Origin of the sequence: Paenibacillus sp. P46E, from assembly GCF_001909095.1 — a bacterium.
Lineage (GTDB): Bacteria > Bacillota > Bacilli > Paenibacillales > Paenibacillaceae > Paenibacillus_AQ > Paenibacillus_AQ helianthi.
Window position 1 is genome coordinate 43,886 of the sequence record NZ_LVYZ01000031.1, and the last position, 12,155, is coordinate 56,040.

Here is a 12,155-nt window from a genome sequence, read left to right on the forward strand (position 1 = left end):
TCAGTCCCCTCCCACTAAATGATTGACGGTACGGAACAAATCCCGGTTGTACGATACAACCTCGGTCAGATCATCCGCAGACAATCCGTCGTTTCCGGAAAAATGAACAGAAAGGACATGCCTCTCACCTAAAGGATAGCATAGGATATATACCTCAGCAACTTCGGTACGCTGCAAAAAGGTCCATTCTTTGGCCAAAAAAGCATCCACCACACCCGGACGGGAGCCCTTTTCTTCAGTCATTGAAAAAGGATAGGAATGTCCGCGCCCCACATTACCGCCCACCTGCACCAGTCCCTCCTGCTCTCGGACCTGCCACATAGCTGCCCCAATCACCCGGCAATGCTTGGGCGGCAGAAAGGAATTGCGGACCGCCTCGCTGAGCGCCTGATATTTCTCCCTGTCATCGGGAGTAGACACATTACTATTATATTGCCAGAAAAAGTGAAGGATACTTTCTTTCCGCCTAAGTTCCAGCTTCAGATGCTCCAGCTCCCTCTGCGGATCACGGAAGCTTCCCAGCTCCTGAATGCTGTCGATAATCTTGCCGCAGCTGACATCTACGGCTGCCACCGGGTTCTCATGCTGCCATTCGTATTCCAGCGGGGTGAGGCCGGATAGATCCGACAGCAAGTGATACTCCTCAATATTCTCTCCCGGAACTAAATCCTTGCGGACAGGCACCTGGTCCGGAAGCAGACAGAACACGCGGCTCCGGCGCAGCCGGGCCCAGAACAAGCCCATTTCGAACTGAGTATTATCACGGGTCACATAATAATATTTACCGCGGATCCTGGCTACATCATCCGGCGAGAACACAAATACGGCAAAATCACTCTCATCAAGATTTCGTTCCAGCGCTTCCATGGTATATTCATTTGCCCGGAAAGCATTGGCATACCACGGATTGACCTGGGCTTCCCGTTTCAGCTGCTCATGTATCGCCCGTGCGTAACGGATGGATTCTCTGGAAGATCCAATAAATAATTTCGGTCTGGTCACGTCGGCACTCCTTTGTCGTCTTCCCCGATATGTAATAATTATACAGGTGATTGCGGACCTGGAACAGAGACAGTTTTCAATTTAAATTTTGACTATCTGCGGTTTCTCTTCCTTCGGAGCGGGTAATAAACCTTTAATCTATTCCTGAAACAAGAAAGGGAAATTTATAGCGTGAAACCAATACAGATAAATTCAAATCATTTCAAAAAAACAATATCTGCATCCATGCTGGCTGTCACCTTATTACTATCCACTACTTTGCAGACTGAATCAGTCCATGCTGCCGGAACCTATACGGCAAAGGTCTACGCTTCTTCCCTGAACGTGCGCAGTGAGCCGGCCGCAAGCGCATCTGTGACCGGCTCCCTAAAAAGCGGAGCGCTGGTCACCGTAACAGAAGAGCAGCACGGCTGGCTCAAAGTACGGGCGGGTTCCGTGTCCGGCTGGGTCGCCGGATATTATCTCAAACGAACCGGCGGAACAAGTTCCGCTGCTGCGGGGACCACTGCAGCAGCAGCTTCCGTGAAGACCTCGGCCAAACCCTCTGGCAGTGCCGGCGGAAGTGCGCACGTCACCGCCTCTTCCCTACGGATCAGGGGAGGTCCGGGAACCGGGTATCACGTGCTGGGATCTTTGAAAGAAGGGGATTCTATTACTGTATTGCTTCGTCAAGGAGATTGGGCACGCATTCGTACCACGAGCGGAGAGATTGGCTGGGTATCCGGTCAATATATTGCCGGAGGAAGTACAAGCTGGGGCAGAGGGAGCAATAATGCCAGGAGTTCCGGGAGCATCCGCGGAAAGCTTATCGTCATTGACCCCGGACACGGCGGAAGTGATCCCGGTATGCTGGGCACAAGCTTTGACACAATGGAGAAGGACTTGACGCTGCAGACCGCTTTTTATGTGCGGGATTATCTGACAGCCAAAGGAGCACAGGTGGAGCTGACCCGTACACGGGGAGACCAGAAACCTTCCCTCGCCAGGCGGGTACAGATCGGGCAGCAGCTGCGGGCAGATGCTTTTGTCAGCATTCATTACAATTCTTCTCCGAAGAAGGTATCGGGGACCCTCACTTTTTTCTACTCGGAGAATAATGATCTGCGGCTGGCCCGTTCCATTGAGAACCGGCTAAGGCAAGGGATTGGCCTGAAGAGCAATGGGCTATCCTTCGGGGATTATCATATTCTGCGGGAGAACAGCCTCCCGGCAACGCTGGTGGAGCTTGGTTTTCTGACCAACCGTTCCGACGAGTCCATCGTCCGCAAAGCGTCTTATCAGAAAAAGGCTGCCAAGGCGATTGCCGATGGGCTGGCAGACTATTTTGACTAAAAACACAGCAATCTTACGCGTTACTCGATGCTGATCTCTTTAATCTTAAGGGTATTCAGCTTACTCAAGTCTATATACTCGTCATCAACCTTCACTAAAGGGGTTTCAATATCATGGGGGTTCAAGTAGACTATCTCACCGATCCGCCCGTCTGTCAGTACCACCTCGCGGCCCACGGTGCGCTTCACGATATTCTCAAGAAATACGGATACAATATTCGGGTCAAGCGCACCAAAGCTTCCCCTTCTCATTTGATCGACAATGATATGGAAAGGAACCGGTTCATGATAAGGGCGTCTGGAGGACATGGCGTGAAAAATATCAGCAACAGCTACGATCTTGCTGTAGGAGTCAATCTGCTCTTCCTTTAGACCTAACGGATAGCCTCTGCCGTCATTCCGCTCATGGTGCTGAAGTGCTGTCAGTGTAATATGGGAATTGGCCCCAGTAGTCTCCTTTAGCATTTCATAACCCAGAATGGTATGTTTTTTGACGATTTCATATTCATCAGGAGACAGCTTGCCCGGTTTGTCCAATATCTCCGTGGGAATCTTCAGCTTGCCGATGTCATGAAGAGTCGCGGCCAATGACAGTACAGACAGCTCTGCTTCGCTCATGTTAAGCCATCTGCCGATAAGTGTAGATAATACACCTACTCCAATATTATGCTGGTATGTATAGTCATCTTTGCCCTGAATCGCACTGAACAGCGCAAAAATATCGGAATTCCGGGAGATTTCCTGAACAACAGGCACGACCTCCTTGCGGATATCTGCCAGAGGAACCTTGCGCGAGATTCTAACGGATTCGAACAAATTCTTGGATACGTTCACTACGTTATATGCCATCTCCTTGCAGGAAGGTGCCTGCCCCGCCTCACCTGCAAAGATGATGTCAAGTACATTAATCTTCTGCTTGCGGATAAGCTCCAGGTGCTCTGGATTCAGAACACTGTTCGCAGGGATTACTGTTACCCCATAGGCATTGATCAAGTCATTTTTTATTTTTTTGCCTAAATACCTTTCCATGCCCCGTCCTCCCGAATCGACCGAATAAATATGTATATTTGCTATACCTATACTATCGGTTAAAAGCTGAAAAAAGCTGAAAGGCCCAGCCTGAAATGTTTGCTAGAAGGACTCTCCCTGCTTACGGTATTCCCTGGGCGTTTGCCCGGTTGACTTTTTGAAGACACGGCTAAAATATTTCTCATCCTCATACCCGACCAGCTCCGAAATCTGTGACAGCCGGAGATTCGTATTCTGCAGCAGCGTTTTGGCTTTGTCTACCCGGAGGTTGGTCAAATAATCTGACAGATTCTCCCCGGTGATCTGTTTGAACTTCCGTGATACATTCTCCCTGCTGATAAAAAACCGCTCCGCAATATGCTGCAGCGTCATATCCCGGGCATAGTTCTGATGAAGATAATGCCTGATCTCCTCCACAAGCTGGCTATCCGGCGCCTGGGTGTTCCCCTTGGACAAACGCTGAATCACCGCCTTGAGCTGATCCCTCCAATTCTCCACAGAGAAGAGACCCTCGCTGTCATAGCAAATGTCTAACGAAATCTCTTCATCCGGACGCCAGCGTTTCAGGACCTCCGCAATCTCTTGCTGAAGCTGCAGGAACCGGCTCTCCGTCAGGAGAGGCAGTCCCGACAACAGGTCAGACCATTCCTCTACAACCCGCCCTATTTTGTCCAAGTCTCCAGAGAGCACCGCTACTCTCAGCTTGTCCAGCTGAGCCTCGGAGGCGTAGTCCCTTACAGGCCCACTCTCCTCCAAATGCTCCCGGTACAGGTGAATCCGTCCTTCCCTCTGCAGCAGATTCCGCTCGTTCAGACCCTGCCCTGCCTGGTAGAATGCGGTTTGCAACCCTTCCGGAAAGGCTGCAGGAAGGCTGAGCCCGATATCCATTTGCACACCATAGGTCTGCCTGATGGACTCATTAATGCGGTCCAGCTCTACCTCCATTTCCTTAACCGCCGCCCAGAACAGAAGGACAAGGTTCGCCCCCCTTTGCCAGCTGCGGAAGGCGAAGCCGATCTGCTTCGGAGCAAGCACCTCATTGCAGACATTTGCCAGTACAAAAGAAGTCAGTCCCACATCGCCGTGAAATCGCTGCAGTAGCCGGCAGTCCGCTCCCTGGAGCGAGATGACCGCAATTCTGCACTCTGCCACAAACAGCGGCATGCCGAGTTCTTCGCTCAGTGAATGCTTCAGCTCCTGAAAGGAAGCCTGCCCAGCCACCAGGTCCGAGAGTACCTTATCCCAGTAGAGCGGACGCAGCACATTTAACTGCATATTCTGGCGCTGCGCCTGCTGCCGGCCCTCCTCCTCCTCCAGCCACAGCTTGAAGGCATGTTCGGCCGCAGCAATCAGCTGTTTGCTGTTCAGCGGCTTCAGCAAATAATCGGTTCCGCCGAAGACAATCGCAGGCTTCACATAGTTAAAGTCCTGATAACCGCTGATCACAATGGTCTTCGTATGCGGATAGTGGGTGTGCAGCCATTCCAGCAGCTCCGCTCCATCCATGAGCGGCATCCGCATATCCGTGAAGACAATTGCAGGCTGATGCTCCTGCATGATCCGCATCGCTTCCTGCCCGTTGGTAGCCTCATAGATATGGGTAATATGATGTTTCTCCCACGGTACAAAATAGCGGATTGCCTCTCTAACATGCTTCTCATCATCGACTATCAGCACCTTCATTACCCGCCGCTCCTTTGTGTAAGTGATTTATATGCTGTCCAGCGGAATCATGAGCGTGACCGTTAGGCCTCCGTCCACATTGTCGCGCAGCAGCAGCTCCGCCCCGTTGCTCATCTGCAAACGGAGCCGGGCCAGCACATTGTACAGTCCAATCTCTTCCTGCTCTGTTCCTCTATTGCCTGCAAGTAAGGCATTGATTTCCTCCAGCCGCTCCGTTGCAATCCCTTTGCCGTTATCCTTGACGGCAAGCACTAACCGGCCCTGCGTATCCACCGCGCAGGCGATGGATATGAGCCCGCCCTGGATGCCGTCCGCGAAGCCATGCTTGAAGATATTCTCCACGATAGGCTGCAAAATCATTTTGGGCACCACTACCTCCAGTGCTTCCTCTTCAGCATCCACATCAAGGCGCAGGTTCTCTTCCCCGAACCGCTCTGTCTGCAGAATAACATAGTTCTGTACATGCTCAACTTCGTCGCGGAGCGGCACCTGCGTGCGTTCTGTATTCATGGAATAACGCATCATACTGCCAAGTGAATAGATGAGATCATATACCTTCGGCGCATTGTACCGCAAGGACAAACTGGCGATAGACTGCAGGGCATTATACAGAAAATGCGGATTGACCTGGGCCTGCAGGGCCTTCAGCTGGTTGGTCTTATTCGCCAGCTCCAGCTTGTATTCCTTGAGAATCAGATCATTGATCGTCCGGGTCATGCCGGTGATTTTGCGCGTCAGCAGGCCGAATTCATCTTCCCGTTCCACATCCATATGCGCATCGAGCTGCCCAATCTGCACCTTCTGGGTAAAAGAGATCAGCTTCTTGATGGGTCTGGTGAAGCCAATGGAGATAAGCACCGCGCTGATTCCGCCCACGAACAGAAACAATACGCCAATTCCGGCATTGAACCGGGTGATGATTCTGGCATCGCCATACAGATCCTCGTAGGGAACCAGCTTGATAATACTGCCCTTGAACAGAGGGTCCTCTATATGCCGATACATGACAATCCCCTCAAATCCATCCTTCTTCCAGGTAAAATGGCCGCTGCCCTTGCTTCCGGGAAGCTGGCTCCAGCCTGCCTTGAACGACTTGCCAATCCATTCAGAGTCGGAGGCGAACAGTGCCTGACCCTGATCATTCAGCACATAAAGACGTTCCGTATCGGAATTGTACATGGATTTGACGATCCCCTCCAGCTCTGTAAGGCGGTAATCGACCGACAGATCCGCCAGAACCTCCGCACTTGGGGTTTTGTATATGGGGAAATGGGCAGTAAATACCGGTTCAATCCCCGGCTTCAAATTAGGGAACCCGGACTTCATGCCGTATTGATGATCCATATGTGTAACCTCAATGTAAGGACGGTACGTTCCTTCCAGGTGCTTCTCCAGGGCATAGCGGCTGTTTACCTCCCGGCGGAAATACCCGCCAAGCAGCAGATTGGACTGTTGGGCCGCCCGCACGTACAGATGAATCTGAAAGGTGTTCCGGTCGGAGAGGAACAGGTTATACATCTGGGTGGAGATCACTGCCCGGGTATCGGGAACAGCGGTGCCGGGCGGAACATCTTTCTGGCTTTTGGAGGTGAGCAGTGTGGTATAAAAAGAGCTGGGCACATTGATCCCGCTATATAGCGACAGGGCCCGCTGATTCATACCGCTGAAGTAGCTGCTCAGATTAGCCTCCCCGAGGGTCAGCAGCTTCGTGTTCTGCTTCACCGACTGCTCGGTAACCGATTGCTTGGTATACAGATAAGAAAATGTAACTGAAATGGCCGACGGAATCACCGAGGCCAGCAGCACAAGCGCCATCAGCCGGGTCCGGATGCTGTTTTTGAACATGATTAGGCCTCCTGGAAATTTGGTTAGCATCCGCTGCAATATAATCCACTTTTATCATCATCAAATTGAGTGTTGATCATTCCTGCCTGTTCCTATAATGAAGGTGTGAACCCGTAGATTAACTTACAAAGGAGACTCCATATGAGAAAAGCTCTGCGCCTGCAACGAGGCTGGGGACAGCAAATTATTTTCCTCTGGCCCGCCCTGCTCTTTTTCCTGACCATTGTGGTCACACCCTTCATCCTTGGTTTCTATTACTCCTCCACCGACTGGAACGGGCTGGATCTGGACAAAGCGGTCTGGACGGGTGCAGCCAACTGGAAACGGATTTTTACGAATGACGACAAATTCTGGGAATCCCTGCTGTTCACCTTGCGCTTCACCCTCGTATCCGTGATCGCAGCTAATGTGCTGGCACTCCTGCTCGCATTCCTGCTGATGACGACGCTGAAGACCAAGAAGGTACTGCGTACCATCTTCTTTATGCCCAATGTGATCGGCGGTATTCTGCTGGGGTACATCTGGCAGTTTATTTTCACCAAAGGTTTCGCCACGATTGGCGACATCACCGGCATTTCCTTCTTTAAGCTCCCTTGGCTGGGTACACCGGGCACCGGATTCTGGGGTCTGGTCATCGTGTTCGTCTGGCAGACTGCCGGGTATATGATGGTCATTTACATCGCCGGATTGGCCGGAATTCCAAAGGACCTGATCGAAGCGGCCAAAATCGACGGTGCACGAGCTCCACAGCTGTTCAAGAGCGTCTATGTCCCGCTGATTATGCCCGCCATCACCATTTGTCTGTTCCTGACCACTTCGAATGCCTTCAAAATGTTCGATCTCAACTTGTCACTGACCAAAGGCGGACCAGGTACCTCCACCCAGTCGCTCGCCTATAACATCTATGCAGAAGCGCTGATCAACAACCGTTATGGACTCGGCACCGCCAAAGCCCTGCTCTTCTTCTTCGCCGTCTCCCTAATCACTGTCACTCAGGTCTGGATCACTAAACGTAAGGAGGTGTCGGCATAATGCAGAACAGCAGATACCGTCTCAGTAACTTCATTCTGGAAATCGCCGCCATTCTTCTGGCTCTTGTGTTCCTGTCTCCGTTCTACCTGGTGCTGAGCAACTCGGTGAAGGGATTGAAGGAAATCCTGACGGATGCCGCATCCTTCCCCCAGGTCTACCAGTGGGATAATTATTCAAAGGTATGGGACGCCATCAACTTTCCGCAGGCATTCTGGAACTCGCTGCAAATTACGGTCCTGAGTGTGATCTTCATCGTGATGTTCAGCGCCATGGCTGCTTACCAGATTGTCCGGAAGCCTTCACGTTTCAATTCCTTTGTATTCCTGCTGCTCGTATCGGCCATGATCATCCCGTTCCAGTCCCTGATGCTGCAATTGGTCCGGGTAACCAGCATACTGGAGCTGCGCGGTGAATTGTACGGCATTGTCGCCTGCTATCTCGGCTTCGGGATGCCATTGTCCGTGTTCCTGTTCCACGGCTTCATCAAGAGCGTGCCCATTGAGCTGGAGGAAGCGGCCCGGGTCGACGGCTCAAGCCCGTATGGAGTATTCTTCAAAATCGTCTTCCCGCTGCTGATGCCTATTATCGTAACTGTTATTATCCTGAACACACTGTGGATCTGGAATGACTACCTGCTTCCGGTGCTAGTGATTGGAGGCAATAAGGATCTGACCACATTGCCGGTGGCAGTGACCAAGTTCTTCGGCCAGTACACCAAGAAGTGGGATCTTGCCCTCGCGGGTCTGGTTATGGCGATTACGCCAATTCTCTTGTTCTTCCTGTCGCTGCAGCGTTATATTGTTGAAGGTGTGACCGCCGGCTCCATTAAGGGATAACTCCTTTGCAACAATATCCACCTTTTCGAGCAAAATATTAAGTGTAAGTCCAAACGTATATCCATTACGATCAAGTTGCAGGAAACACTAGACCAGGGAGGTTATACTATGAAAAGAAAGTTCGCATTTGTTATCGCAACCGTTTGCACACTTATTATCGCAGGTTGCGGTAATGGCGGCAATAATAATTCAGCAAGTAATGGGAACGCTGTCAATTCAGGAACAGAGACAGCGGCACCAGCGGCGACCGCAGCTCCGGCCAAAAATGTAACGATCAAAATGTTCCAGTTCAAGGTTGAAATTGCCGAGCAGCTGAACGCACTCGCTGAAGAATATGAGAAAGAAACCGGCGTTAAGGTTGAAGTGGAAACGCATGGCGGCGGTGAAGATTACGGCGCACTGCTCAAAGCGGAGATTGCTTCCGGCTCCGAACCTGAGATTTTCAATAACGGCGGCTACACAGCCTTGGTTCCTTATATGGACCGTGCCACTGATTTGTCGAATGAGCCTTGGGCAGCCAATCTGATTCCAACCTCCAAAACGCCGGCAACCGTGGACGGCAAGCTGTACGGCATGCCGATGAACGTTGAAGGCTACGGACTGATCTATAACAAGGACCTGTTCACTAAAGCAGGGATTACCGAAGAACCCAAAACACTTCCCCAGCTGAAAGATGCAGTGGCCAAATTGAAAGCTGCAGGCATCACGCCTTTTGAAGCTACTAATGAATGGTGGTCTATGGGGATTCACTTGGTTAACGTTGGCCTGGCTCACCAGCCGGATCCTAAGAAATTCATCGAAGATGTCAAAGCCGGCAAGGCAACTATCAAAGGCAACCCGGTCTTCGAGCAATGGCTCAACCTGGTAGATGTTATTTTCGACAACGCACAGGATAACAAAATGACTACAGACTATGCTACCCAGGTTGCTGAATTTGCATCCGGCAAAGCGGCTATGATGCTGCAGGGCAACTGGACACAAGGGGATATCGACAAAATTGACCCAGCGATGCACCTCGGCCTCCTGCCGCTTCCGATCAGCGACAAAGAAGGAACAATCCTCGTAGGTGTGCCTAACAACTATGTGGTGAACAGCAAGTCTGCGCATCCGGAAGAAGCCAAAGCCTTCCTCAACTGGCTTGTAACTTCGGAAACGGGTAAAAAGTATCTGACCAAGGAATTCAAATTCATTCCGGCCGAAACGAATGTGGAAGCCGATGCCGCAGACATCGGTCAGGTTGCCGTTGCTGTGCAGAAACAATCCGCCTCCGCACTCGGCTGGAACTGGGATATGTTCCCTGACGGTGTAACCCAAGGTTTCGGTGCAGCCATGCAGGAATACCTGGGCGGACAGCTGAATCGTGATCAGCTTCTGGAAAAGCTCGACAAAGCTGTACAAGATATCGTGAAGCAATAACAATAACAAGACAGGGTAATCCTTGCTCAAACATAAATAACGGGGTCCTCCTACTCAGGAGGCCCCCGTTATTTGCTTGCAGCTATTCAAAATGGGTACTTACAAGGGCGGAAATCTGTACAGAATTAGCCTCAAGACCCTCACCAAAGCGAGTGATGAAGCTTAAGTGGAATTTGTCCACCTATTAATATAAATATTATTCTTTTCCCAGCTTTAGGTGGAAAAAATCCAATTACTTTAGCGGGATATCTCCAAAAGGGCCTTTATCCAGCCGAATCAGAAATTTTAGTTGGACTTTTTCCACTTGTTTCAATAAGTGCCACTAGGAATACTCAATCAGTGGTATTTTTTCCACTTAGCATTACCGAAATGAATGCTCCATGCTCCGTCAACCCTCTCAGATAACCATCTCCACAATCAGGAACAGATTCAGCGATACAACCAGCGCACAGATAATCCAGCCCAGGATTGTAGTGATCCGGTGATTCACCAGTCCGTTCATGATCTTGCGGTCGCTCGTGAAGATCACCAACGGAATTAGGGCAAAAGCAATCCCGAATGAGAGAACGACCTGACTCATGACCAGCGCGCTTGTAGCATTGATGCCGAAGGCAATGATGGCCAGCGGAGGAATAATCGTAATCGCCCGCCGCAGGTAGAGATTGATTCTTTTGTTAATGAAGCCCTGCATGACCACATCACCGGCCATTGTCCCTACCGAGGAGCTGGAGAGTCCGGCAATCAGCAGGCCCAATCCGAAGGATACCGCAGTAACCGGTCCGGCTAAATGGCGGAACTGCTCGAAGGCAATATCCAAATCCTCGACCACTAAGCCGTTTTTGAAGAATAACGCGGCAGCCACGATCACCATCGCCATATTGACCGCACCCGCAATCAGCATGGCAATCAGAATATCGATGAACTCCAGCTTGAAGATTTGTTTCTTCTCCTTGTCATCGATTCCGACCACGCGGCTCTGTGTCAACGAGGAGTGCAGATAAATCGCATGCGGCATTACCGTGGCACCAAGGATACCCGCAGCCAGCAGAATACTGTCCACACCCTGGAATTGCGGAGTAAAGATCCCGGCGACAACCGCCCCGGCGTCCGGCTTTGCCATGATTACCTGGAACGCAAAAGCCAGAACGACGATAAGCACCATGCTGGCGATTCCCGCCTCAAGTGTACGATACCCGCGCCGCTGCAGTTCAAGTATGGCGAATGAACCGACAGCGGTGATAAGTGCAGCTGGCAGCATCGGAATACCGAATAATAAGTACAGTCCGAGAGCCGCGCCGATAAACTCTGCCAGGTCCGTAGCAATAATCACCAGCTCACTCTGAATCCACAAGAAAATCGATACACCCTTCGGGAATTTCTCCCGTGCCACCTCGGGCAGGTTTTTACCAGTAGCAATGCCAAGCTTGGCAGATAAAGACTGAATAAGAACAGCCATCAGATTGGATGCAAATATTACCCATAACAGCAGATAACCGTATTTTGAACCTGCCGTAATATTGGTGGCGAAATTCCCGGGGTCCAGATAGGCTACGGAAGCGATAAAAGCCGGGCCCAGGAAAGGAAGGAGTCTTTTAAGTCCTTTGACATCCCCGTCTAGCACTGCCTGTGCAGTGAGTTTGTTTTTACGTCTGTGTATCATTGGAGGTGTTTCTGCTAAGTTTTGCTCCATCATTTTCAATCCCTCCTCTTGCCCGGAAAAGTTGTCTATACACACGAAAGTTTCCCTGATGCAACATTTAATTTAATTTTATTATAATCTGCGTTGTGAAAAATGTAAATGCATTTACGCAAACAAATGCTTGGCATCATTTCCATACCCTATTATTAACCCAATCTGCCTACCATTCATGCTTAACAAGTAAAATTAGGCTACGTTATTCATATGAAAAAAAGCCCCGGATAGTGAGGCTTTGGCGAAAAAGCATTCTCTCAAAAGGAAACAGGCGAGGTTCAGGATTAC

The 12,155-nt window shown here is 50.7% G+C and carries 9 protein-coding genes; 4 read left to right on the forward strand and 5 right to left on the reverse strand.

Features of this window, described 5'->3' with window-relative positions; genetic code table 11:
* The gene (locus A3849_RS08605) at window positions 1-1,002 is read right to left on the reverse strand and encodes a TIR domain-containing protein (RefSeq protein WP_074111040.1); all 1,002 of its coding nucleotides are present in this window, start codon (window positions 1,000-1,002) and stop codon (window positions 1-3) included.
* Between the two features lie 171 nt (window positions 1,003-1,173).
* Here A3849_RS08605 and A3849_RS08610 point away from each other — a divergent pair, with 171 nt between their 5' ends.
* Window positions 1,174-2,334, forward strand: a complete 1,161-nt coding sequence (locus A3849_RS08610; protein ID WP_256700704.1) for an N-acetylmuramoyl-L-alanine amidase family protein — start codon at window positions 1,174-1,176, stop codon at window positions 2,332-2,334.
* A gap of 20 nt (window positions 2,335-2,354) precedes the next feature.
* On the opposite strand, the gene A3849_RS08615 is transcribed toward A3849_RS08610, so the two are convergent.
* From A3849_RS08615 to A3849_RS08625, 3 genes are all read right to left on the reverse strand, one after another.
* The gene (locus tag A3849_RS08615) at window positions 2,355-3,362 is read right to left on the reverse strand and encodes an HD-GYP domain-containing protein (RefSeq protein WP_074111041.1); all 1,008 of its coding nucleotides are present in this window, start codon (window positions 3,360-3,362) and stop codon (window positions 2,355-2,357) included.
* Window positions 3,363-3,464: 102 nt separating this feature from the next.
* Window positions 3,465-5,045: a response regulator gene (locus A3849_RS08620; protein WP_074111042.1), complete on the reverse strand. Its 1,581-nt coding sequence runs from the start codon at window positions 5,043-5,045 to the stop codon at window positions 3,465-3,467.
* Window positions 5,046-5,072: 27 nt separating this feature from the next.
* Entirely contained in the window at window positions 5,073-6,890 is a 1,818-nt protein-coding gene (locus A3849_RS08625; RefSeq protein ID WP_074111043.1) for a sensor histidine kinase, read from the reverse strand.
* 141 nt (window positions 6,891-7,031) lie between these two features.
* Between A3849_RS08625 and A3849_RS08630 the strand changes: the two genes are divergently transcribed.
* The 3 genes from A3849_RS08630 to A3849_RS08640 all read left to right on the forward strand — a co-directional run bounded on the left by A3849_RS08630 (window position 7,032) and on the right by A3849_RS08640 (window position 10,174).
* Window positions 7,032-7,922, forward strand: coding sequence for a carbohydrate ABC transporter permease (locus A3849_RS08630; RefSeq protein WP_074111044.1), 891 nt, complete (start codon window positions 7,032-7,034; stop codon window positions 7,920-7,922).
* Window positions 7,922-8,758 (forward strand): carbohydrate ABC transporter permease, encoded by an 837-nt coding sequence (locus A3849_RS08635; RefSeq protein ID WP_074111045.1) that lies wholly within the window; start codon window positions 7,922-7,924, stop codon window positions 8,756-8,758. Before A3849_RS08630 ends, A3849_RS08635 begins: the two co-directional genes overlap by 1 nt.
* 108 nt (window positions 8,759-8,866) lie before the next feature.
* Window positions 8,867-10,174: an ABC transporter substrate-binding protein gene (locus A3849_RS08640; RefSeq protein WP_074111046.1), complete on the forward strand. Its 1,308-nt coding sequence runs from the start codon at window positions 8,867-8,869 to the stop codon at window positions 10,172-10,174.
* Window positions 10,175-10,571: 397 nt separating this feature from the next.
* On the opposite strand, the gene A3849_RS08645 is transcribed toward A3849_RS08640, so the two are convergent.
* Entirely contained in the window at window positions 10,572-11,834 is a 1,263-nt protein-coding gene (locus tag A3849_RS08645) for an Nramp family divalent metal transporter (RefSeq protein ID WP_178382645.1), read from the reverse strand.
* Window positions 11,835-12,155: the final 321 nt, after the last annotated feature.